Source organism: Marinococcus sp. LNHM5E3-2.1 (assembly GCF_056034365.1).
On the sequence record NZ_JBQLIB010000002.1, the window covers coordinates 19,989 to 46,971 of the forward strand.

23 protein-coding genes are annotated in these 26,983 nt (G+C 49.2%); 7 read left to right on the forward strand and 16 right to left on the reverse strand.

Annotation, left to right across the window (positions count from 1 at the left end; genetic code table 11):
- The first annotated feature begins 27 nt into the window (after positions 1–27).
- The 3 genes from ACTRXH_RS04350 to ACTRXH_RS04360 are packed head-to-tail and all read left to right on the forward strand — an operon-like array spanning position 28 to position 3,146.
- On the forward strand, positions 28–564 hold the full coding sequence (locus tag ACTRXH_RS04350; protein ID WP_474261521.1) for a biotin transporter BioY: 537 nt from the start codon (positions 28–30) through the stop codon (positions 562–564).
- A gap of 24 nt (positions 565–588) precedes the next feature.
- Complete coding sequence (locus tag ACTRXH_RS04355; RefSeq protein ID WP_474280778.1) at positions 589–1,998, forward strand: AMP-binding protein; 1,410 nt, start codon at positions 589–591, stop codon at positions 1,996–1,998.
- On the forward strand, positions 1,998–3,146 hold the full coding sequence (locus ACTRXH_RS04360; protein ID WP_474280780.1) for a thiolase family protein: 1,149 nt from the start codon (positions 1,998–2,000) through the stop codon (positions 3,144–3,146). Before ACTRXH_RS04355 ends, ACTRXH_RS04360 begins: the two co-directional genes overlap by 1 nt.
- A 61-nt stretch (positions 3,147–3,207) precedes the next feature.
- Here the strand turns inward: ACTRXH_RS04360 and ACTRXH_RS04365 are convergent, their stop codons facing one another.
- The 11 genes from ACTRXH_RS04365 to ACTRXH_RS04415 form a co-directional block, all read right to left on the reverse strand.
- Positions 3,208–4,914: an SLC13 family permease gene (locus ACTRXH_RS04365; protein WP_474278520.1), complete on the reverse strand. Its 1,707-nt coding sequence runs from the start codon at positions 4,912–4,914 to the stop codon at positions 3,208–3,210.
- A 136-nt stretch (positions 4,915–5,050) separates the two neighbouring features.
- Positions 5,051–5,761, reverse strand: a complete 711-nt coding sequence (locus ACTRXH_RS04370) for a response regulator (RefSeq protein ID WP_474280782.1) — start codon at positions 5,759–5,761, stop codon at positions 5,051–5,053.
- 1 nt (position 5,762) lies between these two features.
- The gene (gene dcuS, locus ACTRXH_RS04375; protein ID WP_474280784.1) at positions 5,763–7,361 is read right to left on the reverse strand and encodes a DcuS/MalK family sensor histidine kinase; all 1,599 of its coding nucleotides are present in this window, start codon (positions 7,359–7,361) and stop codon (positions 5,763–5,765) included.
- Positions 7,362–7,462: 101 nt separating this feature from the next.
- Positions 7,463–8,284, reverse strand: a complete 822-nt coding sequence (nei, locus tag ACTRXH_RS04380; RefSeq protein WP_474278514.1) for an endonuclease VIII — start codon at positions 8,282–8,284, stop codon at positions 7,463–7,465.
- Positions 8,285–8,299: 15 nt separating this feature from the next.
- Positions 8,300–9,577, reverse strand: a complete 1,278-nt coding sequence (locus ACTRXH_RS04385) for a PrsW family glutamic-type intramembrane protease (RefSeq protein WP_474280786.1) — start codon at positions 9,575–9,577, stop codon at positions 8,300–8,302.
- Positions 9,578–9,727: 150 nt separating this feature from the next.
- Entirely contained in the window at positions 9,728–11,476 is a 1,749-nt protein-coding gene (cydC, locus tag ACTRXH_RS04390; RefSeq protein ID WP_474280788.1) for a thiol reductant ABC exporter subunit CydC, read from the reverse strand.
- Entirely contained in the window at positions 11,473–13,188 is a 1,716-nt protein-coding gene (gene cydD, locus ACTRXH_RS04395; protein WP_474280790.1) for a thiol reductant ABC exporter subunit CydD, read from the reverse strand. The genes cydC and cydD overlap by 4 nt, the downstream gene beginning before the upstream one ends.
- Positions 13,188–14,198: a cytochrome d ubiquinol oxidase subunit II gene (cydB, locus tag ACTRXH_RS04400; protein ID WP_474261531.1), complete on the reverse strand. Its 1,011-nt coding sequence runs from the start codon at positions 14,196–14,198 to the stop codon at positions 13,188–13,190. Before cydB ends, cydD begins: the two co-directional genes overlap by 1 nt.
- Positions 14,185–15,594 carry a cytochrome ubiquinol oxidase subunit I gene (locus tag ACTRXH_RS04405; protein WP_474280792.1) on the reverse strand — a complete coding sequence of 470 codons (1,410 nt, stop codon included), beginning with the start codon at positions 15,592–15,594 and terminating at the stop codon, positions 14,185–14,187. The genes cydB and ACTRXH_RS04405 overlap by 14 nt, the downstream gene beginning before the upstream one ends.
- Before the next feature lie 217 nt (positions 15,595–15,811).
- Positions 15,812–16,414, reverse strand: coding sequence for a transglutaminase-like domain-containing protein (locus ACTRXH_RS04410; RefSeq protein ID WP_474280794.1), 603 nt, complete (start codon positions 16,412–16,414; stop codon positions 15,812–15,814).
- An 89-nt stretch (positions 16,415–16,503) separates the two neighbouring features.
- The gene (locus ACTRXH_RS04415) at positions 16,504–17,895 is read right to left on the reverse strand and encodes an NCS1 family transporter (protein ID WP_474280797.1); all 1,392 of its coding nucleotides are present in this window, start codon (positions 17,893–17,895) and stop codon (positions 16,504–16,506) included.
- Positions 17,896–18,200: 305 nt separating this feature from the next.
- Between ACTRXH_RS04415 and ACTRXH_RS04420 the strand changes: the two genes are divergently transcribed.
- On the forward strand, positions 18,201–18,968 hold the full coding sequence (locus tag ACTRXH_RS04420) for an SDR family NAD(P)-dependent oxidoreductase (protein WP_474261535.1): 768 nt from the start codon (positions 18,201–18,203) through the stop codon (positions 18,966–18,968).
- 111 nt (positions 18,969–19,079) lie between these two features.
- Positions 19,080–19,655, forward strand: coding sequence for a UbiX family flavin prenyltransferase (locus ACTRXH_RS04425; RefSeq protein ID WP_474261536.1), 576 nt, complete (start codon positions 19,080–19,082; stop codon positions 19,653–19,655).
- Between the two features lie 66 nt (positions 19,656–19,721).
- Here the strand turns inward: ACTRXH_RS04425 and ACTRXH_RS04430 are convergent, their stop codons facing one another.
- On the reverse strand, positions 19,722–20,516 hold the full coding sequence (locus tag ACTRXH_RS04430) for a PhzF family phenazine biosynthesis protein (RefSeq protein WP_474280799.1): 795 nt from the start codon (positions 20,514–20,516) through the stop codon (positions 19,722–19,724).
- A 196-nt stretch (positions 20,517–20,712) separates the two neighbouring features.
- Between ACTRXH_RS04430 and ACTRXH_RS04435 the strand changes: the two genes are divergently transcribed.
- Positions 20,713–22,206, forward strand: coding sequence for a UDP-N-acetylmuramoyl-L-alanyl-D-glutamate--2,6-diaminopimelate ligase (locus tag ACTRXH_RS04435; protein WP_474280801.1), 1,494 nt, complete (start codon positions 20,713–20,715; stop codon positions 22,204–22,206).
- A 136-nt stretch (positions 22,207–22,342) separates the two neighbouring features.
- Positions 22,343–22,633: a DUF3892 domain-containing protein gene (locus ACTRXH_RS04440; RefSeq protein WP_474261547.1), complete on the forward strand. Its 291-nt coding sequence runs from the start codon at positions 22,343–22,345 to the stop codon at positions 22,631–22,633.
- 40 nt (positions 22,634–22,673) lie between these two features.
- On the opposite strand, the gene ACTRXH_RS04445 is transcribed toward ACTRXH_RS04440, so the two are convergent.
- The 4 genes from ACTRXH_RS04445 to ACTRXH_RS04460 form a co-directional block, all read right to left on the reverse strand.
- Positions 22,674–23,102, reverse strand: a complete 429-nt coding sequence (locus ACTRXH_RS04445; RefSeq protein ID WP_474261548.1) for a hypothetical protein — start codon at positions 23,100–23,102, stop codon at positions 22,674–22,676.
- Positions 23,103–23,184: 82 nt separating this feature from the next.
- Positions 23,185–24,660: a HAMP domain-containing sensor histidine kinase gene (locus tag ACTRXH_RS04450; RefSeq protein WP_474280803.1), complete on the reverse strand. Its 1,476-nt coding sequence runs from the start codon at positions 24,658–24,660 to the stop codon at positions 23,185–23,187.
- On the reverse strand, positions 24,644–25,342 hold the full coding sequence (locus ACTRXH_RS04455; RefSeq protein ID WP_474261550.1) for a response regulator transcription factor: 699 nt from the start codon (positions 25,340–25,342) through the stop codon (positions 24,644–24,646). The genes ACTRXH_RS04450 and ACTRXH_RS04455 overlap by 17 nt, the downstream gene beginning before the upstream one ends.
- A 639-nt stretch (positions 25,343–25,981) precedes the next feature.
- Positions 25,982–26,971: an NAD(P)-dependent alcohol dehydrogenase gene (locus tag ACTRXH_RS04460; protein ID WP_474280805.1), complete on the reverse strand. Its 990-nt coding sequence runs from the start codon at positions 26,969–26,971 to the stop codon at positions 25,982–25,984.
- Positions 26,972–26,983: the final 12 nt, after the last annotated feature.

Sequence of the window (26,983 nt, forward strand, 5' to 3'; positions counted from 1 at the left end):
CCTTAGAAATCAGTGAGGTGAACATAGATGCGTATACAAAAAATTATTTATACGGCTTTATTTGCAGCAATTATCGCAGCTTTAGGCATTGTGCCGCCAATTCCGCTCCCATTCAGTCCGGTGCCAATCACCCTGCAGACCCTAGGTGTCATGCTTGCAGGCTCTCTGCTCGGTGCGAGATACGGCGGGCTCAGCATACTGCTGTTTGTCGTACTCGTAATGATAGGACTGCCACTGCTAGCCGGCGGTCGCGGCGGTGCCGGTGTATTATTCGGCCCAGGCGGCGGCTACATTCTGAGCTGGCCGATCGGGGCGTTTATCATTGGCTGGATCGCCCATTCCTTCAAGAAACCTTCGTTTCAAAAGTATTTGTTTGCCAATATCGTTGGCGGCATTCTCGTCATTTATGCCGGCGGGGTCACCTACTTATCGTTTTTAATAAACATACCGTGGACCACTGCCGCGATTCAGGCACTCGCTTTTCTGCCTGGGGATATTTTTAAAGCAGTTGTTGCTGGCTTTGTAGCAGTCAGGCTGAACAAGCAGCACAAAATCAGACTTTAGCGCCGAAAGGGGGGAGGACTTTAAATGATCGGCCAGGCTATCACCCGGCATGCTGATTCTAACCCTGCCGGGACGGCGCTCTCATACTCAGAACGTTCCATCAGCTGGCGGGAGCTGCACGAAACCATTAACCGCCGGCGGCGTCAGCTGCACGCTGCTTTCGGTCCATTTTTTCAAAAGCAGATTGCTTTTGCGCTTCAGGATCCTCTCGAACAGCTGTATATGTTTTTTGCGGTCGTGTCTGGAGGCGGGATTGCTGTGCCAGTGGATGAAACGCTGGACATCGACACGAAAGCTTCTCTTCTTTCCTCCTCCAGACCCAGTCTTTTTATCACAGATACTGAAGCAGCCGGGCCGCCGGTGCCTTCATTAATTCTTGCAGACGTTACTGGCACTGAGGCGTATCCGTCTGCACCCGCTGCCTTCTGCGAAGAGACCGATTTGTTTTACGGTGCCTGCACATCAGGGTCCTCCGGGGCCCCGAAAGTATGTTTGCGGAGCCATCGTTCCTGGCTGAAAAGCTTTGAAGCGGACGAGCAGCTGTTTCCGTTTCAGGAAGGCGAACGCGTACTGATTACCGGAAAGCTCTCCCACTCTCTCTTCTTGTACGGTGCCGTTCGTATGCTCGAAAACGGCCACACCGTTGTGCTGCCCGCACGACAATCGCCCCGGGCGTTTGACCGGATGGTGGACGAGCAGCAGATTACAGTATTGTACGCTGTACCTACCACGCTCCGCTGGATTCTCAGCCACTCCTTTCCTCCTTCTCCCACCGTCAGACTTATCATTACGGGAGGAGAAAAATGGTTTCCTGCCGATAATCAAAAAGCATTCGCCCGATTTCCTTCGGCGGACCTGTATGAATTCTATGGCAGTGCCGAAACCAGCTTTATCAGCGCCTTAAACCATCGCGCGGAACAGGTCAGCTCTTCCTGCACCGGCCGCCTGTTTCCTATGGTGGAAGCCGCATCTTCCCGGGCATCCGGGGAATTAATCGTAACAAGCCCGTTTTTATTCAGCGGCTATGCCGGAGATAAATGCTTCCACTCCCCCCATTCGGTTGCCACCGGAGACATTGGCTGCGTCGATAAGGAAGGCTTTCTTTATATTACCGGCCGGCGGAGTGGAAAAATTGTCAGCCGCGGACGCAACATTTATGCCGAAGAAATCGAACAGGTACTTATGAGTCACCCGGACGTTGAGCAGGCAGTCGTTTTTGGCATGTACGACGCTCTTCAGGGGGAAAAGATTGCTGCACTGTATACTGGAAGGGCTGCCCACAGCGAACTGCGGTCTCACTGCCGGAAGCAGCTGCCGGCTTATAAAATACCTGCATGCCGGCATATGGACCATCTTCCGGTGCTTAGCAGCGGAAAAATCGACCGGGAGCGGGCACAGAAGTATTACGAAGCTTCATTTAAAGGAGAACGGTAATGATGACTGAGCCTGTCTATATTATTGATGCCAAACGGAGCCCTGTACATCATGTGAACGGAGCTTTTTCCCAATTGGAGCCGGAGCAGCTGACGGCGCCGCTGTACAAGTATTTCCAGCTCCATCACGGGATCAATGACCGGGTCCTGGCGGACGAAGTTTTTATGGGAAATACAGTTGGTCCGGGCGGTAACCTTGCCCGGCTCAGTCTGCTTGAAGCCGGATATGATATGTCTGTTCCCGGCGTAACAGTGGACCGCCAGTGCGGCTCCGGCCTTGAAGCTGTGCATCAGGGATTCCGGCATCTGCAGACCGGCGCCGCGGATACCGTTCTTGCCGGCGGGGTGGAAAGCACAAGCCGGGCCCCGAAGCGCTCCTTTTTCGCCTCGGAAGCCTATCCGGTCTCCTCCACGCAGGAAAGAGCCCGCTTTTCTCCAAAGGTTATCGGCGATCCTGATATGGGAGAAGCCGCGGAAACGGTAGCGGAGGCCTACAGCATTTCCCGTGCAGACCAGGACGCCTTTGCCGAACGAAGCTATAGGCTTTCGTGGGAGGAAGCAGCAAAACCGGATATTTCCCGGGAAATCATTCCCGTAAGCACCATTCAGGAAGACGCAGAGCTTCGTTCTCCAGATAAAATGAATAAAATTATCCGCCGGGCGCCCCCGGTTTTCCAGGAAAGCGGCACGGTCACTGCTGCCAACTCCTCCCGGATCAGTGACGGGGCGGCACTCACGCTGATGGCAAGTCGCTCCTCCTGCCGGCAGCATGGGCTCGAGCCTGCGCTTGAAATCATCGACGCCACCGCAGCGGGTGTTGATCCGAACATGCCGGGCATCGGGCCGGTGCCTGCTGTACGCCGGCTGCTTGAGCGAAACCATTTGTCTGTACAGGACATTTCCGTTTGGGAATGCAATGAAGCATTTGCCTCCCAGGTGCTTGCCTCCGCCTTTCAACTCGGCATTCCGCCTGAGCGGCTGAATACAGCGGGAGGAGCCATCGCCCAGGGGCATCCATACGGCGCGTCGGGGGCGATTCTTATTGCAAGGCTGATGCGGCTGATGCAAAACGGCGGCCTGCCGCTCGGCGTAGCTATGATCGGAATCGGAGGCGGACTTGGGCTCGCCAGTCTGTACCGGCTTTTATAATAAAAACAGCCTGCATTCATCAAAGGATGAATGCAGGCTTATTTTTTATGACGAAGCCTACTTAGTTATTGAGAAACGATTCCGGTACAGTGGTTAAGTCAATTCCCCAAAGGGTCGGAAGAACAAGATAGACTAATGCCGTAATTAGTATTATCGCAATTATATTCAGGAAGAAGCCGTTTTTCACCATGTCGATGATCCGTATCTTCCCACTCCCGAAAATGATGGCGTTTGGCGGTGTACCAACCGGCAGCATAAACGCACAGTTAGCAGCCATCGCACACGGAACCATCAGCGCAAACGGGTGCACCTGAATCGCAATCGCAAGGGAAGCAACCAGTGGAATAATCATCGTGCCTGTCGCTGTGTTGGACGTGATCTCTGTCAAGAACAACACGAGCGTGGCAGATACAAGGATAACGAGAATGATGTTTACCCCTTCAAGGATAGTTAAGCTGTTACCGATCCACTCGGCAAGGTCGGTGTTACTAAAGCCGGCAGCAATCGCCAGTCCGCCCCCGAACAACAGCAGAATGCCCCATGGTATTTCTCTGGAGTCTTTCCAGACCAGCACCCGCGGGTCCTCCTGTTTTTTCGTGGCAGGCACTAAAAATAAAAGCACCGTAGCGATCATGGCAATACCGCCGTCACTGAGGCCGGTTACTCCAACGATTTCCTGCCAGAAAAAGGAACGTGTAATCCACATGACAGCGGCAAATACGAATACTGCCATGACAATTTTTTCTTCGTATTTCATTCCTCCGAGCTTCGTTCTTTCCGCCTGAATCATGTCACGGCCGCCCGGAATGGTCGAAAAGCCGATATTATAGACAAAGCGTGTCAGGTAGAACCAGACCATCAATAAGAAGACAGCTACGATCGGCGCGCCGAACATAATCCACTGTGCAAAGGAAATCTGCTGGCCAAACAGCTCTTCCGACTGCGCGGCCAGAATACTGAGCGGCGGTGTCCCGATCAGTGTACCGAGTCCGCCAACCGTTCCAGCGTAACCAACACCGAAAATAAGCGCTTTTTCGAATTTTTTCACTTCTTTTTCGGAATCCTGTTCTCCTTTGAGGGCTTCCGACACCTGGTACGTAATCGCAAGCGCAATTGGAAGCATCATCATGGTTGATGCTGTATTGGACACCCACATGGATAAAAAGCCTGTCGCTACCATAAAACCGAGAATAATCCGATTGGTGCTTGTACCAATCACCGCGATGATAAACAGCGCGATTCTCTTATGTAGGTTCCATTTTTCCATTGCATAGGCAATAAAGAAACCACCTAAGAACAAGAAGATAATATCGTTACCGTAAGCAGAAACGACAGTGTCCCCGTCGAGCGCTCCGGTAATCGGCAGAAGGACAATCGGCAAAAGCGAGGTTGCCGGAATCGGGATCGCTTCTGTAATCCACCAGGTGGCAATCCAAAGTGTGGTGGCAAGTACTGCTTTTCCTTCATAGCTGAGCCCCGAAGGATCCAGAAATAGCATTGTAATGAGAAATAATAATGGCCCTAAAATAAGTCCAACGAGCTGTGGACGTTTGTAGGAAGGATCCTGCCCTCCGCTGTCTCCTCCGTCGTTTCCTCCTCCGTCATCGCCGTCGCGGTTTTTGTTACGGCCAGCGGTAGAAGGATCCTGTATTTCTTCTTCCTTGTGACGCGTTGGTGACCGGTCCGTCTGAAAAACATTCAGCAATTTTTTCGTCTGCCGGTGGGAATGCCATAATGATTTCCAACCTGAAGCAACCGTATTCTTCATCCTTCTCACCTCTTACTTTTCAGATTATTGAAAGCGCTTGCTAACTAATATAATAAAGTTTTGATTCTTTGTATACATTTTGTAAGTAAGCACATACTTTTGTAAACAAAATAACCAAAACTGCCAGCCTTTTTCCTTACTTTTCCATCCAGTCTTTAAGTATTTCCACCTGTTCCGGAGGCATCGTGTACTGCTGCAGCGGCCTGCCGCTTCCCGCATAGTTCATCGTTATTTTAAGCACCCCTTCTCCCTCCAAAAAAGCGAGATACTTCCGCACGGACACTCTCGATATGCCCGTACTTTCTGCGAGTCCCTGCGTCGTAAAGGTACTGCCGGCATGCTGAAGAATTTCTTCGCCGACAATCCGGAAGGTTTCTGTCGTCAGACCCTTGGGCAGCTCGGGCTCCTCCTGCGTACCCTTATTGGCTAAAAACAGCTGATCCACATCTTCCTGTCCCCATTCCTTTGTCGTTCCCGATGCTTTCTGCCATTCCTTTACATTGATTAACGCTTCCCGGAAGCGCTCAAAGTGAAACGGTTTAATCAAGTAATCTGTACAGCCAAGCCGCTTAGCCCGCTGCAGGGACGAAGTATCATTGGCCGACGTAATTGCAATCACATCCACCGGGATTTGTTCTTTTCGCAGCTCCTCCAAAAGATCAAGACCGTTTTCTTTATTTAAATACACGTCCAAAAGCACAATATCAATCGCTTCTGCACGAAGCATCTCTTTTGCTTTCGACAGGTTTTCCGCATGCCCCGCTACGTCAAATCCCGGAACCCGTTCGACATACATGCGGTTAAATTTAGCTACCATCGGGTCATCTTCGACCATTAATACTCTCATTTCAGTTCTCCCTCTCTATTGGTATCTGTACATCAAAGGCTGTCCCTTCTCCCGGTTGGGAATCGATAAACACTTCTGCTTCCAGCGTATCGAGGGAACGCTTCGTATTGTACATGCCAAAGCCCCGACCTTCACCTTTTGTCGAGTACCCCCGTTTAAACAGTTCTGCCTGGGTCTTCTCGTCCATTCCCCGTCCGTTATCCTCGATTTGAAAACCAAGACAGCTGTTCTCTTCGTAAATATGCATAAACAAATGAGGGGACGGCGTCTGCTTCATCGCGTCACGGGCATTGTCGATCAGATTGCCGATAATCGTGATCATATGGTCGGTCCATTCAGGATCAGCCATCGCTGGCCACATCCCGCTTCCCGACAGCTCCACTTCGATGCCGTTTTCCTGCAGGTTGGATATTTTATTCATTAAATACCCGGCAAGCACCGGATCCTTTACATACGCGGTCACCCATCCGACCTCCTGGCGGTAGTTGCTTGAAATGCTCATCACATAGTCGTCGAGCTCTTCATACGACTCCGTCTGGATCATGGCCGAAATGACGTGAAGCTTGTTCATAAACTCATGGGACTGGGCCCTGAGCGTCTCTGCATAGGTTCTGGCCCCGGACAGCTGCTCGACGAGCCGTGTCAGTTCATCTTTGTTGCGGAAAGTAGCCACCGCTCCAAGCAGGGTCTCATCCGAAACCACCGGCATGCAGCTCACAATAATTTCTACGTCTTTCAGCTGCTGGACCTGGTCAAGCTCCTGCTCTTTAGTCTGCAGTACCCTTTTCAGGAGGGAGTCGGCAAAGAAATGGGATATATCTTTTCCCATCGGGTCTTCTTCGGCGCCGGCTTCCGTGAACAGCTCCCTGGCCGCATCGTTGGCCAGAATCACCGTGCCGCTGCTGTCGACAGCAAGTACACCCTCCCGCACCGAGGACATAATCGCCTCCCGCTGTTCAAGCACCTGCGATATTTCAAGCGGCTCGAGTCCGTGCATCGTTTTTTTGATCCGGCGTGCCAGCCAGAAAGCGCCAATGACACCGGCTGCCAGACCAATACCGCTTCCGAGAACCAGCGTCTGCTGGTCTGCCCAGATGTCTTCCTGAATACTGTCAGTCAGAATGCCCACGGAGGTGACACCAATCTGTTCGCCCCCGTCCATCACCGGTACAAATGCCCGCATGGAAACGCCCAGCGTTCCCTCAGCCGTCGATACGTACGTTCTCCCGTTTAAAGCCTCCGTCTCGTCTCCACCGGCGAATTGCTCCCCGATCCGGTCCTCGCGCTGGTGCGTATAACGCACGCTGTTCATATCCATGACGACTACATATTCCATATTCGTTGCTTCCTGAACTTCCTTTGTATATTCCTGCAGGCTTCCTCCCTGTTCACCGGCCCGCAGCGCTTCAGCTGCTTCCGGCGAACGGCTGACAGCTTCGGCAATGTTCAATGCTTTTTCTGCCTGCTGGTCCCGGACGTCGTCAGCAGTATCTACGGCAACGATGATTCCGGTAATGCAAAGCGCAATCAGCATCACTGCAGAAATCAACAAGGTAATCCATGTTACAAGCTTTAACGGTTTTGTTCGCTTATCCCCCACCATATCCCCCATCACTGCTGCAAATACTTATGTTTAGTAACATGTTTATTATGCAGGGAGCAGTTCGTTTTTTCAAATGAAGGTAATGGCAGTCTTTTCGTTTATTTTTGCTGGCAGGTCGGGCAGTAATAGCAGCGTCTTGAACCGGCAGTGAAACGGATAATTTCCGTACCGTCCACCCGGCATGGCTGTCCGCCGCGGTTGAACACCCAGTGCCGGTACTCGCTGTAAGTTTTTCCTTCTGCCTTTGCCCGCTCAACGACGGAATCATCAGTTGTTATTCCTTTATGTTTATAGGACCGGTCCATTAATACCAGCAGCTCTTCTGCCACCTTCCGGACCTGCCTGTCACTTAAATCGGCGGGCCGCTGATCCGGATAGACACCAGCCGCAAACAGTATTTCGCTGCGCAGGTAATTACCAATGCCCCCGATAAAATGCTGATCAAGTAAAAGTGACGTCAGGCGCCGGTTCCGAAACTTTTTATCCAGGATGCGATCCACAATCATATCCGATGTTACTTTCTCGCTGAGCGGATCCGGTCCGACCTTCGAGACAAACGGGTGATCCCGGATTTCTTCTGTTGGCATAATTTCCACATCCGAAGCGCTGTATAACAGTGCGGACTGCTTTTCATTGTGCAGGGCCAGACGGAGCTTGCGGTTTGTTTTTGGGTACGTGTAGCTGCTTTTAACATACCATTTTCCGTACAGCTGATTGTGGGAATAAATGGTATAGCCGCTGCTCAAGTGAATGAGCATTGCTTTTCCTTTTGTCGCCACCTCGTTGACCTCTGATCCTGAAAGCAGATTTTCGTAAGTCTTTAATCGTTCAAACGCCGTGTACACTTCGATAACTGGCCCTTTTCGAAGGGCTTTTTCCACTTTATCCGCTTCCCGCCGTATCTCTGGTCCTTCAGGCATATCGCTGTTCGCTCCTTATTCTTTTTTATCTTTTCGACCCATCCGTGACATCGTCTGTCCCCGGGAGATCGTTTCGGTTTCCAGCCCGTCTTCGACGGCCTGTGCCGGTTTTTTTCCATTCGTATGCAAAGCTGCTATCTGGCGAAGACCTGCCTGAATCATCGTCAAAATCAAATACCAGGCTACAGCGATCAAAATCAGCTGCACAAAACGGCTGTCAGGGAACAACGTAATAGGCATATCCCATACTGCGTGCAGCAGCACCGGAATAATAAAGATTTTTAAAAACTGCCGGTCCGCCATATGCTTTCTCTGCAGCGGCTCGTCCCGCTTCACGAGCAGTAGGGCAGCGCCGATGATGGCACCCCATACAACATGCCCTCCAATCGACAGCCAGCCGCGTTCGAAAATAACGTCGATCATTACGCCGGTGCCGTACTGCAGGCCGAAATTAAGTGCATAGCCGGCGGATTCAAAGGCAGCGAAGCCTGCCCCGACAGCAGCACCGATTACGAGCCCATTCAGAATATACTTTACCTGCGTTTTCTTTATTAAGTATGCGATGATAATCAGCTTTCCCACTTCTTCGACCACACCGATGACGATAGCGCTGAAAAACCCAATTTCACCGATGGGGATAAAGGAATACAAAATCAGCGTGACAAAAATCGACGCTACCCCGCCCACGAAAAACATCTGCAGCAAACGAAGCATACTGATGTTTCTCGGCGCATTCAGTTCATAAAAAAACACAACGAGCGCAAACGGTGCAGCAAATGAACCGATGGCGATCATGCCGGGAATTGTCAAAACATTGCCGAAAAACAGTGTGCATCCATATAGAATCAAATATGTGATCACAAGCACCAGAAGTACACGCGAAAACAGCCACGGCTTTGGCCACGAAAGTGGAATCTCCTTCTCATTGGGTGTTGTCAGAGAGGTCCCGGAAATAAACACCAGCTCTGCTTCATCCCTTGTATGCCGCTTAAACACGTTGGAGAACAAATTTTTTAGATGAAAATCTGCAGAGCCTTCTTCTCCGACATATTGATTAATCCGGGTCGAAGCCCGGATAAAAGCGCTTCTCGCCTGATCTCCCGGATGTTCTTCATCCTCCACCAGTGCTTCAACGAGGACCGTACGACTGAGTGGAAGCCATCGCCCGCCAGTGGCTTCTGACCACACCAGGGTTTTGGCACCGATTTGTTTTTCATCAATTAGCGCCCGCATCTGCACACTCGACAGCGGTCCGTGCTCTTCGTCATGCTGTGTGTAGTACCAGTAATCCATAGACCTTCCCTCCTGCCTGACTTTCTCCAATTACTCTCATTTTACCCGAAAGCCATGAATCATAAGCTATCCATAAAGAACATAACACCCGAGTCCTGCAGATTGGAATACAAAAAACCAGCCTGTTTCTCTACAGGACTGGCTCTTCGGTTATTTTATTGTCTTTTCTTTTTCGTAACGAACTGCTGCTGGACGGTCAAGCTCATAGAGCCTCTGATACCGTGGGCTTGTATGCATTAAATCTTCGTGAGTACCGCGCATTGTAATCCGCCCCTGATCCAGAAAACAGATTTCATCTACCTGCTCTAGTCCGCTTAAATGGTGAGTAATCCAAATTACCGTCTTACCCTCTAATGCCTGCAGCACGTCGTTCATTAATGCTTGCTCCGTCCGGGGATCAAGCCCGACCGCAGGCTCGTCCAAAACGACGATTGGTGTATCCTGCAGAAGCACCCGCGCCAGTGCTATGCGCTGGCGCTGGCCGCCGGAAAAACGAGCGCCCGCTTCCTGCATATTCGTATGGAATCCTTCCGGAAGCGAGTTTACAGCGTCATAAATCTGCGCCTGTCTTGCCGCCTGCTTTACTTCTTCCATTGATGCGTCCGGGCGGCCAAGCCGTATGTTATTCTCTACCGTAGTCGAAAATAAATACGGAGATTGGTTTAATACAGCAACCTTTTCCGTAATTCTCTCGCCCCAGGCAGAAGCCGGCCGCCCTTCCACAACCACCTCTCCGTGAAAAGGCAAGCACACGCCCCGAAGCAGGTTTAGCATTGTTGATTTCCCGGACCCGCTTGGCCCTAAAAGAGCTACACGGCAGCCAGGTCTCCATTCTGCCTGCAAATGCGTCAAGACGGGCTGTGAAGCTTCATAATGAAAAGAAACATCATCAAAGAAAATATGCTTTTTTTCGTGTTCCGGCTTCCACGACTGCGGCTCCTGCAGATTCTCTTCCGCTTCGAGCCTGCTCAGGCGTTCTGTCGAATGCGTGTACCTCGGCAGCTCGCCCACCGCATCAGAAATTGGGATCAGCGTTTCTGTGAGCGGAAAAATAAATAATACAAATGCCGCCACGAGCGTTGGAGCAAGCGATCCCGCTGCCGCCCCGGATCCGGCCCACACCAAAACAATTAGCACAAGCACCGCTGTCACTGTCTGTAAAAGTATCCCCCGGGTGCGAATAAACCGGCTGTATTTCCCTTCCACTGAACGCATGGCCTCGTCCGCCTGGCGAAAACGTCCGGCAAGCTCCATGAAACGACCGCTCAACAGCCATTCTCCTATACCGAAAACTGCCTCTGATGTTTCTTTATACAGCCCCGCCCGTTTTGGCTTCCACTCCTGCACAAATGAGGCTGTGCGTCTGTAGGACCAATACGGAATCACAGTCATATAGATGAGTGTATATACAGCTGCCAAAGCGGCCATTTCCCAGGAAAAAAACCCAAACCAAAGCGCTGACAGCAGATACAGAGCGAGCGCGCTTACTGCTGGCATGACGGTTTTAATGTAAATATCCTGCAGGCGCTCGATGTCCTCAGCCAGAAGCCCGAGCATATCTCCAGCATGAAGCAGATGGGACCCTTTTTCCACCACCGGGAGCAGCCCTCTGTATAATCGAACTCTCATATCAGATAAAATCTTTAGTACTGCCTGATGTGCTGCCAGCCTTTCTACGTAACGAAAGACGGCCCGGCTGACTCCGAAAGCCCTGACAGCAACAATCGGAATGTAGACCATTAGAATATTTTCAGGCTGTGTGGCCGACTTGGTTAACAAAAAGCCTGAAACAAACAGCAGAGCCACGGCTGATACAGAGGCAAGAAGCCCAAAAAAGGCTGTCCAGGCGATACCCCGCTTATATTTTTTTACGTAAGGCAGTATCCATTGCCCCTTCATTCTGCTTCTCTCCTCTGCATCCGAATCCATTCCTGAAAAGCCGCGCTGTTTCTCATCAGACCCTCCGGGCTCCCGTCTCCAGCTAATCGGGTCTCTTCCAGAAAAATTACCCGATCGACATCATTTAACCAGTGCATCCGGTGTGTCGCCATAATGACTAGCTTACCTTCAAACAGCTGTTTTAACCGCTGTTTGATATCATATTCCGTTTCTATGTCCAAATGCTCGGTGGGTTCATCCATCAGCAGAATCGGCCGACCGCTTAAAAACGCGCGTGCGATCGCTATACGCTGCGCCTGCCCGCCGCTGATACCGCGGCCTCCTCCGCCTACAGCTGTCATTTCTTTCTTCGGAAGGCTTTTTATCCATTCACCAAGGCCTGCCTGCCCAGCTGCGTCATTCACTTCTTTTTTTGAGGCCCCCGGCTTATTCATTCGGATGTTTTCTTCAATGGTGCCTGCAAAAATATGCGGGTGCTGCGGAATGTAAGCAATCTGCTGCCGCCATCCTTCCTGCTGTAAATGGGTGCGCCACTCTCCGTCTATGATCATCGCCCCGTTTGAAGCCGGCAGAAACCCGGCCAGCAGATGAATGAGCGTAGATTTACCTGAACCGCTGTCTCCGGCAATCATGATTTTTTCGAACCCACCTAAAACTGCGGAAACCTCGTTAAGTGCATTCGCTTCGCTTCCGGCATGAGTCACAGAAACGTTTTTCAGCATTAACCGGCTCTGCTCTTTCCACTCGTGCTGAAGCTCAGGCTCGTGGTTCTTCTCTTTTTCCGCCAGCCATTTTTCGGCAGCAGCCCCAGCTTCCTTCCCGTCAAGCGTGGCGTGGAAATCACTCCCCAGTTCACGTACCGGCATGAAAAATTCCGGGGCCATAATAAGAACAAATAGTGCCGGGAGCAGCTCCCCCTGCCCTTCAATCAAGTTCAAACCAAGAAAAACGGCTACTACCGCTACTGAAAGCATTGCAAAAAAATCGAGGGCAAACGAGCTAAAAAATGCTACCTTCAGTGTGCTTATCGTCGCTTTCCGATACTGCTCGCTCACCTTACGGATGTTATTTTCATGGCCGCGTGCCCTCCCTAGGTACACCAGTGTTTTCAGTCCCCGCACGGAGTCGATAAAATGGTTGGATAACATCTGGTAGGAATGCCATTGCTTGTTCGCTTTTGCTTTCGCCGCCACTCCAAGAAGAATCATAAATACAATTAGAATAGGAAAGGCGGTAAATAAAACCACCCCGGAACGTATGTCCTGGCTTAATACCACCACTCCAGTGACGACCGGAATAATAAGCACACCGGGGATTTTCACAAGCGACAGCTCAACATAGCGCTGAAACTGACTCATTCCTTCCACAAAAGTTGTTACTGTGCCTCCCGTGCCCCGGACAGTATTGTCCGGGCCGAGCCGGCCGATTTTTTGAAAGAGCGCATCGCGTTTTTCCCCCGTCAACCTGCTGGCATAGGAAGCAGCCAGAGCCTCTTTCCAGGACTGCAGAAGATAGCGTAAAACCAATGCAGCTGTAAACCAGGCAGCAGGCGCTAACGCAGACGACACGCCCTGTTGTTCAAATAACGGCACAATAGCCCGGGCGAGCCAGTACGCCTGCATCACAATCATGCCTGCCTGAATGAGCGTCAGTACAGTCATCCAGCTGAAGCAGGCCTTTGAGCCCCGGTAAGCCAGTAAGTCTTTTCCCATTAGTAGGTCAGATCCTTTCCAGTGACCCGTTTCCGGAACACATAATAACTCCATATTTGATAGCCGAGCACAAACGGCAGAAGCGTAATGGCTACGATCGACATGACCCGCAGGGAGTAATCCCCCGAGGAAGCACTGTATACTGTTAAGTCATTTAATGATGAAAGAGAGCTCACCATAACTCTTGGAAACATAGCCACAAAAACCGAAGCGATAACAGAAGCTATCCCGAAACCTGAAAAGATAAAGGCCCAGCCGTCTCTTCCCCGCAGGGAGAAAAGAAATGCAGCGGCATAGCTTACTACAGCAGCAACGGTAATGGCTGCCACCCATCCGCCTTTAACCACATACATATCAGTATTAAAAACAGAGAGCACCACGAAAACAATCAGCGCAGAGAAAACAGCCGCTGCGGATCTCCGAGCATGTTTACGCGCCCGCTCCTGTACTTCTCCGACTGTTTTCAACGTCAAAAACATCATACCGTGCAAGTAGCATAAAATTACGAGCGTGAGGCCGCCGGCCACTGAGTATATATTGACAAAATCGGTAAACCCCGCCCTCATTGTCATCGTTTCATCAATTGGCATGCCCTTGAGCATACTCGTAAACAACACGCCAAACAAAAACGGCGGCATAAGGCTTCCAAGAAAAATGCTCCAGTCCCACGTTTTTTTCCAGTACATGTGACGGCCCTTTCCCCGGAACTCAAACGCCACGCCCCGGATAATCAGAGCGAGCAGGACGAATACAAATGGGATGTAGTAGCCGCTGAACATAGTAGCGTACCAGTGAGGAAACGCAGCGAACACCGCTCCTCCGGCCGTGATCAGCCATACTTCGTTGGCGTCCCAGAACGGGCCGATGGTGTTGATCAGCACCCGGCGCTCCTGGTCGTTTTTGGCCAATACCCTCGTGCCCATGCCGACGCCGAAATCAAATCCTTCCAGGAAGAAAAATCCAACAAACAAAACAGCCACCAGCAAAAACCAAAATTCACTGAGCTCCATGTTCATATGCCTCCTTGTCAAATGGATCTATCGCCGGCTCCTGATCTTCATCCTCCGGGTCATGCTCAGTGCCTTGTTTGATTTCTTTAATGTATAAATAAACCATCACAAGGCCAAGCAGCAGGTAAATTGTAGTAAATGTAATGATGGAAAATAAAAGCGATCCTACTGAAACATTTGGAGAGACCGAAGCAGCAGTCGTCATCAAACCAAAAACGGTCCACGGCTGCCGGCCAATTTCTGTCATGATCCATCCGGCGGTGTTTGCTATAAACGGGAAGGCAATAAGTGCCATCATCAGCTTTAAGTACCAGCGGCGTTCAAGAAGCGTTTTCCGGAATAAAAACCAGAGACCGAGCATTGAAGCTGTAATCATAACCATTCCAGCACCAACCATAATCCGGAAACTCCAAAAGGTTGCGTTTACCGGCGGGATGTAGTTTCCCGGGCCATACTTTTCTTCGTATTCCGCCTGAAGTGTCTTCATTCCTGGCACTGAGCCCTCAAATTCTTCATAGGCAAGATAACTGAGCAGATACGGAAGCTCCAGCTGTGCTTTATTTTCCTGCGCTTCGACATCCATCCAGGCAAACAGGTTCCACCCGGCCGGGTCTTCACTGTCCTCCCAGAGAGCTTCACTGGCTGCCATTTTCATCGGCTGTGACTCCATCAAATGCTGCGCCTGCACATGGCCGCTGAATGCTGTTCCCATACCACCGATCAGACCAAGCGCCATCGCCAGGGCAAATGATTTCCTAAACAGGGAAACCTCTTCTCCCTTCAGCATTTTATAAGCACTTGCGCCGCCTATAACAAACGCTCCTGTCGCAAAAGCACCGAATATAACGTGCGGAAATTCCACTAAAAACTGAGGATTGGAAAGAAGAGCAAAGAAATCATTCATTTCCGCCCGGCCGTTCTGCAAAATATAACCGACCGGCTCCTGCATAAAAGCATTGGCTGCGAGAATCCACATGGCTGAAAGAATCGTTCCAAGCGCCACCAGCCAGATACACATCAGGTGAATGCCCTTTGGCAGACGATTCCATCCAAAAATCCACAGCCCGATAAAGGTCGATTCCATAAAGAAGGCCAGCAGAGCCTCTACTGCTAGTGGCGCCCCGAACACATCGCCTACAAAACGGGAATATTCCGACCAGTTCATACCAAACTGAAATTCCTGAATGATACCAGTCACCACCCCGATTGCAAAATTAATTAAAAAAAGATGGCCCCAGAACTTCGTCATTTTTAAATACACTTCTTTACCGCGGAAATAATATAATGTCTGCATAATTGCCACCATAAAAACAAGTCCGATCGATAAAGGCACAAAGAAAAAATGAAAAATCGTCGTCGATCCGAATTGAATTCTGGCTAAAATCAACTCATCCACTGTAGAAACCCCTCCCCTGTTCACTATTTCACAAATTCAAGTGAAATTATTCACATGACTCGATATTATTATGCTCCTGAACGTGATAAAAATCACATACTATTTATGACAAAGCTATTAACATATTGTGGCAAAAGTATGGCAGATATTAAAATCGTTCCAGGTCTTATCCTCCCGGAACGATTTTGAATTTTATTATGTCATATGCCAAAAATGATTAAGGAGCTTTAACAAGCGATTCCGGAAGCGCGTACCTATACATATACACCGGGTCCTCGTGACGGTCCAGGACACACATAAGCTCTGCCGGCGGTTCCGCGTATATTCCCGGGTAGTCCTGCTCGTCCTTTGCCTCCTCCACGTTAAAGGCCAGCTGTTCTTTATCGGTAAAAAATTGTGCGTCAATGCCGGGTTTATTGCCCCTTGCATCCAGCCGCACCCATCTGTCTTCTTCGTGAAGATAGACGGCATTTAACGCATGAATGCAATAGCCGTCTGACGGTTCTTCGAAGAGAGTTAGCCGCTGGTAGCAGAAGCCGCATGGTATCCCTTCCAAGCGGAGAAGCGCCGCCAGCAGATGAGACTTGGACCAGCAGATCCCCTCGCGGTATTTCAGCACCTCCGAGGCTCTCCGGGTAACTGTTTTACCCTGAATATCCCACGAATGGCTGACTTTATCACGCACAAATAAGTAGGCAGCTTCTATCTTTTCTTTTTCATTCATTTCCGGAAAAAACAATTCCGCCGCTTTCTGCTGAATACTTTCCGCCGCGTAATCGATGTCATAGGTTTCCTGTAAAAATTCTATAAGTTGCACCATCGCCCTGCCTCCCTTTATGTATAATTATACTAAATAAAGAATTTAAATATAAAAAGAACAGGCAGCTGCCTGTTCTTCATTTCTTCTTATTATTGCTTTATCCACTGGGGCTCCGGTTTTTCGTTCATTGTCTCTTCTTCAATGAAGCTTTGATTCATGCCCTCCTGGACATAGGGTTCGTGCCCTGCAATCCAGTATTTCATTAATACAGTATAAAGAAGCAGTGCCGGCAGGCCGCCGATAAACCATGAGCCGTCAATATTAATAAAGGAAACGGCAGTACCAACAACAATAGATATAATAGCTGCGGGATTCCATCCTTTAAAAGCCTGGAACAGCTTGCTTTGTTCGTACAGCGCTGCTACGTTATAATTCCGTTTATGCACGAAAAAGAAGTCTGCAATCATTACACCGAATACCGGCCCCAAAAAGGCGGAGACAATGGCAATGAAGGTTGTAAAATATGCAGCATTCATCAGCCACCACGGGCATGTTAACGTAGCGAGTATACCAATGATAATGCATGACTTCGCCCAGGAAATTTTAAAAAGGTCCATTGCTACTAGCGCCGGCGGCATAATGTTAGCCATCAAGTTCGTTGTCACCTGGGCTATCGCAATAAAAACCAGTACGATAATGCTTGCCACGGTAGAAGGAATATATTCGGAAATAACATCAATCGGGTTCCAAATTCCAACCGCAGCCGCTCCGAGCATGCCGATAAATGGAAGCAGAATGCTCGGCGGCACCATACCAACCAGATGAGCGTTAATATAGGTGGATGTCTTTGTCTTTTTCGGGACGTATCTTGTGTAGTCCGACACGTTAATCAGAAGGGCTGCAAACTGTCCCACCAATACGGTCATTGCAAGCCAGAGCGGAATGCCCCAGGATCCGTCCACATTCGCGGCTGCCTGCACCTCAAATCCAAACGTCGTTAAAAACAGGAAAATTAAGTAGATGATACCGCCCATTATGATGACAGAACCGATAATTTCCACCCATTTGATAGATTCAATACCTTTAGCCGAAAGAAAAATCTGCAGGGCCTGAAAGCCAAAAAACCACACCCATACATTTTCAAAGCCTATAAAGCTCGAGGCAATCTGATTCAAAGCCTGCGCCCCGAGCCATGTCTGTATCCCGAACCAGAACAAAGCCGGAATACTCCGTAAGAGAGCGGGGATTCTAGAGCCAATCGGTCCAAAGGACGAACGAAGCTGAACAACCATCGGAATACCGTGCTTCCATCCTACATATCCATTTAATGAAAACAACAGAGCGGCCATAATATTTGCGAGAAGCAGTGCCGCGCCCGCCTGGTAAAGGTTCAGGTCACCAAACGGCGGAATCAGGCTCGAACCGAGCATGAATGTACCGATCATGATGGTATCCCCCCACCACATCGCCACATAAGCCTTCGGCCCAAGGATTCTTTCTTTCTCACTAGTAATTGGTCCCAGATCCTGCCGTGCCTGCATGATATTTTCCTCCTAAATAAAAAACGAACATTTCATGTTTATTGTATTCATTCATTCGTTTAATGATTAATTATATTTTATCGGAGAAATATGCACCGGATCATTGTTTATCATCACACAAATTTATTATTTTCTCTGTGCATTATTGCTAAAAACAGCGGATTTATTCCATTTGAAATGTATATTTTCTTACATTGTAAAAATTTAGTCATTTGCTTTGATTTTTGGAAACGTTTTCATTATAATGCAGGTATATCTTCTTACTTCATTACCGAACGTACTTTGATACTATTAGGAGGTTTTCGATGCTAGAGGGTAAAACAGCTTTAATTACAGGCGGCGCCGGTGGTATTGGCAAAGAGACAGCTCAGCTGTTTCTCGATAATGGAGCGGATGTCGTTCTCGTGGATGTGAACGAAGAAGCTTTAACAAATGCTAAAAACGATTTAACGAGCGGAGAAAAAACAGTCACTGTTATCCAGGCCGATGTAACAAAGGAAGAGGACGTCGAAAACTATATCAGGCAGGCAGCAGAAACATTCGGGAAAATAGACATTTTCTTTAATAATGCAGGCATTAACGGCCCGGTTGCACCAATTAAAGATCTGGAGAAGGACCAATTTGACTTGATCATGAATATAAACACGACCGGTATTTTCCTTGGGCTGAAGCATATGATACGTCACATGGAAAAACAGCAATATGGCGTGATCATTAACACTGCTTCCAATGCCGCCTATATCGGATCAGCAGGCATGGCCGGGTATATTGCCTCCAAACATGCTGTAGCCGGTTTGACAAAAACCGCCGCTCTGGAAGCAGCTTCGGCAAATATCCGGGTGAATGCTGTGGCACCAGCAGCTATCGACACGCAGATGCTCACCAGCATTCAACAAAATCTTTCGCCGGATGACCCGGAACAGGCGGCGGCTGCAATTCGTCAAGGAATACCCGCCGAACGCTTTGGCACGCCAAAGGAAGTAGCAGAAGTCGTACTTTTTCTTGCTTCCGACAGGGCATCCTTCGTTACCGGATCATTGTATAACGTTGACGGAGGCATGCAGGCCGATTAATTTGTTACACCCTACTAGTTTCCTCTTTCATGCGCGTTCGCTCTCAATCATGATACAATCAAACGAGCGAACAAGGTCTTCATACGGCCTTCATAAAGGAGGTTCTTTTTTTTGAAATTAATTATTGGCATAACCGGCGCCACGGGAGCCATTTTTGGCATCCGTCTGCTCGAAATATTAAAATCCACCGACATTGAAACCCACCTGATTTTATCCTCCTGGGCAAAGGCTACTATTCCACTTGAAACTTCTTACACAGCGTCCCAGGTAGAGGCGCTTGCAGACGTTTCGTATTCCTCAAAGGATCAGGCCGCCCGCATATCAAGCGGCTCCTTTCGTACCGAAGGCATGATTATTGCTCCCTGCAGCATGAAAACGACTGCCTCCATCCGTCACGGCTTTGCGGATAACCTTATTGCCCGCGCAGCCGACGTGGTTTTAAAAGAGCGCAAGCACCTGCTTTTAATGACCCGGGAAACGCCTCTTAACACCATTCACCTGGAAAACATGCTCGCTCTTTCCAAGCTCGGCGTAACCATTGCTCCACCGATGCCTGCTTTTTACAATCAGCCGGCAGATATCAATGAACTTGTCGACCATATTGCTTACCGCACGCTCGACCAGTTCGGCATTCATATGGAAGAAGCTGATCGCTGGGAAGGCATGCCTTCATCAAAACATAAATAGAAGCGGACGCCTACTAATGCCGGGCGCCCGCTTCTATTTCACAGATAAGATCCCTTTCACGCTTTATTATGCCAGCCAGTCGCCCTTCATAACAGTGACTGCCCGTCCGCCGATGTGACAGCGGCTGCGGTGCATTTCCACCTCTACAATACCTTCCCGCTTACTGACCTGTTTGGCCGTGAAGCTCTGCTTTGCCATACGTTTTGCCCAGTACGGACCAAGTGCACAATGCGCCGAACCTGTTACCGGATCTTCATCCACCCCAATGGCTGGGAAAAAGCAGCGTGACACAAAATCGATTCCCTCTTCTTCTGATAGAGAAGTAACTAAACATCCGCGCGTCGTATGCTGGGCTAATGCTTTCATATCCGGCACGAGGTCCCGGAGCGTCTGTTCGGAATCGACTTCTACAATAACATCCATCCGGTTTTGCTCCACCGCAGGTGCCTCTACCCCGAGAGCCTCAAGCAGTCCTTCATTTAAAGGCGCAGGCTCCGGCGGCTCCGACGGAAAGTCGAGCCAGATGGTTCCCTCCTTTTGAAAGGCAGCCAAAGATCCGCTCGCGCTTTGAAACGTAATCGTCCCCGTTTCCGGAATCTTTTCTTCTTCCCACAGCACGTGCGCTGAGGCAAGCGTCGCATGACCGCACAAATCCACTTCAGCGGACGGGGTAAACCAGCGTATTCCGTATTCACTTTCTCCTCTTTTAACCAGAAATGCGGTCTCAGAAAGATTCATTTCTGCAGATGTCTGCTGCATCCATGCCTCAGACTTTTGGTCCGTTTCTTCCAGCAGGCATACGCCTGCTGGATTTCCGTAAAAAGCCTTACTCGTAAAAGCATCCACCGTGTATATTTTCATTCTTTTTTCTCCTTTATGCTTTTGATTCTGCCTGTATTGTAGCACGTGAGCCCTTTCTTTAGGAGTTTATACACTTAAAGGAAAACATGTATTTAGGAAACAAGGATTAATTCTCCATTTGATAGGGAATGGGGTATCACACATACTTCCTGCCCCGGTAGTTGTGACTACAAGCAGAAAGGAGAAATACAACTAAATGAAATGGATATGGAAAAAAGATACTTCTCTGCCTTTTCAGGACGTTTTCGGCCCAGCTGAATCGACAATTACTCATGTCACTTATGATTCCCGGAAAGTCCAGGAAAATGGCTGCTTTGTCTCGATACCGGGCAAAAACATGGACGGCCACACGTTTATTCCGGATGCTGTCCGCAACGGTGCATCCACCATCGTAGGAAGCGACCGCGATACACTCACCCATTATGCTGCTTCATTTCCAGCCATCACATTCGTTCTCGTGGAGGACAGTAAAACGGCGATGGCTGACTATGCAGCGCATCTGCACCACCACATTCACAAAAAAATGAACCTTTTCGGCGTAACAGGGACCAACGGAAAAACGACTGTTACGGCTTATATACGGTCAATGCTGAACAATTTAGGAGAGCCTGCGGGCATTATAGGAACAGCCGGAGTATGGTCCAAAAATAATAAGCAATCATTTAAGCCCACCACCCCGACGACACCGGAAGCGGCCGATCTGCATGATATTTTCGCTTCCTTTTATGAAGAAGGGACACGCACAGTAGCAATGGAGGCGACCTCTATTGCCATTGATTTAAAGCGTCTGCACGGCCTCGAATTTGAGGTGGGCGTTCACACTAATCTCGTATCTGAGCATATGGAGTTTCACGGCACGATGGAGAACTATAAACAGGCAAAATTAAAATTATTCAGGCAGTCCCGCCAGGCCGTGGTGAATCTTGATGATGATGGTATGGCCGAGGACATTTTAAACATCTTCGACGGGCCGGTCTGGACATACGGCATCCGGCGCTCTGCAGATATTATGGCCAGCAACATCCGCACGGATACAGGCGGATCAAGCTTTCTGCTGACGGTACAGGGGCGCTCCTACTTAGCAAGGGCTCCGGTGTTTGGCGAATATAATATTTCCAATACCCTGGCTGCGGTAGGTTCGTGTCTCGCTGCCGGCTATTCGGTATCCGAAATTCTGTGCTCGCTTCCAGATATTCAGGGTGCGGAAGGGCGTTTCCAGATTGTCTCCGATTATCCAGGAAAGCAGATTATCCTCGATTACGCCCATACGCCTGACGCATTGGAGCTGGTGGTGGAGACAGTTAAAAGCCTCCCTCATAAAAGGCTTATCCTCATGATTACCGGAATCGGCCTCCGGGACCCGGCCAAACGTCCAAAAATGGCAGCGGCTGTAGAGGGAAAAGCAGATCATATCATCGTTTCTGTCGATCACCCCGGCCCATACAACCGCCAGCGCATTGTCGATGACGTTGCTTCTGGTTTTAGCGATCCCGGTGCAGAAAATATATACAAAAGAAAACACCGGGAGGACGGCATTCATAAGGCTCTCTCGCTGGCGGAAAACGGCGACCTTATCGTTATTACCGGTCTCGGCTTCGGTGGCTACCAGGTCATTAACGATCAGCATGTTCCTTACGATGAACTCGAAGTGATTGACTCTTATTTTCAGGAAAACCGGCAATTATCATAAATAATCTATGACCGGAAAACATGTAAAATTGTTTTCCGGTTTTTTGGCTCGTCTGTGCTGGCCGCTCATATCATTAAGATTAATAAAACAGCTTACCGGGAAAGGCACTATCAAGAATATGTAAAGGAGGCTTTTCATGGATTATCAAATTACTGCCATTCATTTTGACGGCGGCCGTGAAAAAGAAGAGCACATTACGCATATACAGCTGGTGGACGGAACCGAGGAAACGATAGAAAAAGCGATCGCAAGCGTTGATGACGGTAAGGATTACTATTATCGCGTAGACGGCGGGGACAAAGTCCGCGTGGACACGGTTCACCCGGAAGACCCGGACACTCCTGCCTATCTCCGGACCCACCCGGATCAGTCAACAACAGACAATTTGTTAAAGCTTCCCACATTTGACCCTACCTACATGCCTTAACTCAGAAAAGCAGCGTTCTCCCGTGGGAGGACACTGCTTTTTACAGTTCCTGTTCAAACGGATACAGCCCCCGCGCCTCGGCCTCAGCGGCATAGTCATTTAAAACTTCTTCAAGTGTATCCTCGGTATCTTTTCCTTCTGTATTAATGCCAAGCACCTGGGCCGCGTGCATAATTTCCTTCTCCCTTACGCCCGCCATCATCTGTGAAACATCTTCAGTGACTTCCACTCCGTAAACGGATGCTTTTTCCTTCCATTCCGATAAAAGTACTTCATCAATTACGGTCTGTTCATCTTTGCCTTTGACAGCTATGCCGTATTGCTCTGCTTTTTTCATTAAATCATTTTCTCGGATATCCGTACCCATCCGTTCTATTCCGGCTTCGCTTTTTTGCGCCGATACATTGGCCGGCAGGGCAACACTCGAAAGTATACAGGCGGTAATGACGGCATACATCCATTTTTTCATCTGCTCAACCTCTTTTTATATAGAGTATATTTTTATTCATCATATAGATAAATAATGTCAGGAAAAAGTCAGGAAGAGGTTATTACATCACATCCGTTTGTTTTTCACGATCGTTATTCTGATCCGGCACGTCCTGCGGCAATTCAAATACAAAGATGGTCTCTTCCGGCCGGCTCGATTGGAGGTACAGGTCGCCGCCGAGCCCCTGGGCGATTAATTTACTGAACGGCAGCCCGAGGCCGAGGCCGTGCACATTATACTTTTTATTTTCTCCCCGGTAGAAGCGCTCAAATACGAGCAGCTGCTCCTCCTCATCAATACCAATGCCGCTGTCTATCACTTCAATAGCCACCATCTGATCGCTTTTTTCACTGCATCGTATGGTCAGCGTGCCTTCCTTCTTCATTGCCTGGTTCGCGTTATTCAAAAGATTAACCATAATTTGCTGGAAGCGCATCGGATCAGTGTAAACCGCATGCGTCTCTTCGCCGTAAAGCTTTTGAATATCCAGCCGGTCCGTGTCATTGGAAATCGACCATTGATGGATGACCTCATTCAAGAGTGACTCCAGCGTCAATGGCTGCATGTCTGTCGGCACTCCCTGGGAGGAGAAGGTGTTAAATTCAAGCAGGTCCGCAATCATGTTCCGCATCCTGCCCGTTTCCGCCAGCGTCACGCTCAAAAATTCCTTCGCCTCGTCCCCAGTTACTACATCATCTTTAACCGCCTGCACCATCCCACTGATGGAAGTAACCGGAGTTTTCAATTCATGAGTAACACCGGCCAGCAGCTCGGTACGCATGCTTTCAAGCTGCCCGAGTCTCGTCGTCATGTCATTAAAGCCGGTAACCAGTTCATCGACCTCCCGCTCTTTCGCCTCGGTATCAATACGAATGGCGTACTTTTCTTCCTTTACACGCTGAAAGGCTTCGGCAATCTGCTTGATTGGCCGCAGCATTCGTTTGGAAAGAATATAAATCGTGAGCCACCCGAGCAAAGCCAGACTCACCAGCAGGATACCGACCAATTGATACTGACCGCCGACTCTTACCAGTGAATCAGCCGGCTGAACGATCACCACCCATCCTTCGAAAGAACCGTCATCGCCCTGAATACGTGACTTGACCAGGTACTGCTCCAGACTTCCCTGTTGGACTTTCACCGTCTGCGGCCCGGAATCAAGAAATGAATCCGGGAACACGACAGGCTCCTGATACAGCGAATTTCCGAACAAAGAGTTGGATACAATATTTCCATTATTGTCCACAACATATACTAGCGGCTCCGTTTCAATATCAAACGTCTGCTGACGCTCACGCACGTATGATGCGAGATCCGCATTTAAGCCAATCGAATTATCTTCTGCCCCGGCCAAATCCTCCGAGATTTCATCCGCCAGGAAGGAAGTAACGTTCAGCCCGCGTTCGAGATTATAGGAGCGGAGCCAGAAAAATGAAATCAGGCCAATGATAATCAAGCCGATACAGAGCGTAATAAAATAGCGCGTCGTCCAGTATCGGAGCAGCGAAACTTTTTTATCTTTATTCCTCTTTAACACTGAGCTGATACCCCACTCCCCGGAGCGTTCGTATTTCTCCTTCTTCCACCGGCCAGTTTTTCAGTGACCGGCGTATCCGCTTGATGGCCAAATCCACCGCGCGGTCGCTCCCTTCGTAATCAATGCCCCACACGTGGGAAATTAACTGCTCCCGGTCAAAAAACTGATTCGGGTGATTGCTTAGAAAAATAAGAAGCGACAGATCCCGCGGTGTCAGATCGAGCTGCAGCCCGTTCAGCGTCACAGCGTATGCCTTTTCATCAATGACGAGGCTCCCGAATCGTTTAAGGTACTGCTCCTCCTCCGCTGGCGAGGCTGTTTTACCGCTGCGCCGGAGTACAGCCTGAACACGGGCTACGACTTCATCACCTTCAAAAGGCTTCGGAATGTAGTCGTCCGCCCCGCCGTCAAATCCTTTTAACCGGTAGTCCACATCCCCAAGAGCGGTCAGCATAATACACGGGCAGTCGCTTGTATTCTGAATATGTTCGAGTACTGCCCATCCATCCCGGCCCGGTAACATGACGTCAATTAAGGCTAAATCAAAATTCCCGCGGTCGAACGTCTCCACGGCTTCGTTTCCTTCATATATCTGAGTCACTTCAAAGCCTGCCTTTTGAAGATAGGCCCGAAGCACCTGGCTGATCGATGTTTCGTCTTCAATTACAAGAATCGAGCTCATATACGCTCTCTCCCTTCTCTATGTACTTTCATTATAAATCAACGAAGCGCAGGAACAAACGGGTTCCCATGCAATCCGGTACAAAAAAAAGACCCTCGCGGGGGAACGAGGGCGTACAGCTATATGAATCTAGGGGGTAATTCCATGAAGAGTGCACTACCCGAGTGAGTGCAGCTCTTAAGCCGAGTAATAATACCCAGCTAAAACACAATTGGATTGTTTGCATAGGGCCATCGTATCCACATGACTCTTCGGCTTCTTCTGCAGTTACAGGACGATCAATCGTTGTTCTAGGGGGGTCAACATATTTAAGGTCCTGGAACCAGTAAGCTGCATATCCTCACCTTTTCTTCATATGTGCCAGTTATTTGATGCACTTTCCCTTTCGACAATGCAGCAAATATAGGGCGGAAGAAAATGATGATTCGATGCCGTTTACGTGGCAACTGTATCAGAAGCCGGCTTTCACTCCGCTTTCTAAGGAAGTTGGTACCTGGTGCGGCGCGGAAGTGTTTTAAGCCGTGGCGGCCTCTACATTTATTACTATAAGTGGTCTGTGTGTCAGCAGAATGTCAAAAAATATCTTTTTTTAAAAAATACTGTTTAATTTGCCTGAAGGGCCTGCATTAACCGCTTCATCTATTGAGGGTTTTCGTTATGTTTTACATTGATGATGACGTTTCCCTTCTTGTGTCCATTCTCTACATACCGATGGGCTGCCACTATTTCTTCAAGTTCATAGTACCTGTCCACTGCAACCTTTAGCTTCCCCGTTTCCACAAGTTCCTTGAGAAAGCTGAGAGCTTCGGCGTTTTCCGATGAATTTTGAGCCAAAATCAATTTCCTGCTGCTTGTCAGTTTCGTCCACAGCATCCTAACGCCCGGCAGCGGTACTGTGACATTTATATAGGTGCCATTCTTCTTTAATGATTTCATACAAGCTGAAAACGAACTCTTGTTTACCGCTTCAAAAATAACGTCATAAGTCGCTCCTTCACTTGAAAAATCTTCAGTGGTGTAATCAATTACCTTATCAGCGCCGAGTGATTTTACCAATTCCAGATTCGTCGTGCTGCAAACTCCTGTAACTACGGCTCCAAGATACTTGGCAATTTGGACAGCGTAGCTCCCTACACTCCCTGAAGCACCGTAGATAAGCACCTTCTGCCCCTTCTTAATGTCTGCTTTCTCAAGATGAAACAATGCGGCACTCGCCCCTATTGGTATGGCTGCGGCTTCCCCAAAAGATAAATTACTCGGTTTAATACATACTGGGCCGTCTTCAGACAAACACTTATATTCAGCATAGGCACCAGAACCCTTTAGGGAAGCGGCAAAAATCCGGTCGCCCTTCTTAAACCGGGTGACCTCTTTTCCGGCTGACTCTACTTCTCCAGCTAACTCCATACCGAGTATCTCATTTTTCGGCTTCCTTACACCCAGGGCTATTCGGGCAGGCACCCAGACTGAAAGAGGAACGGTGAAGCTCCGTGCACGAATATCTGCAGCTGTTACAGTGGTCGCTTTTACTTTCACCAGTATTTCATTTTTCTGAGGTACGGGTTTTTCCATATCTTTGAGCTGAAGGACTTCGGGGGAGCCATACTTTTTGTACACAATGGTTTTCATTTATCCACCCCT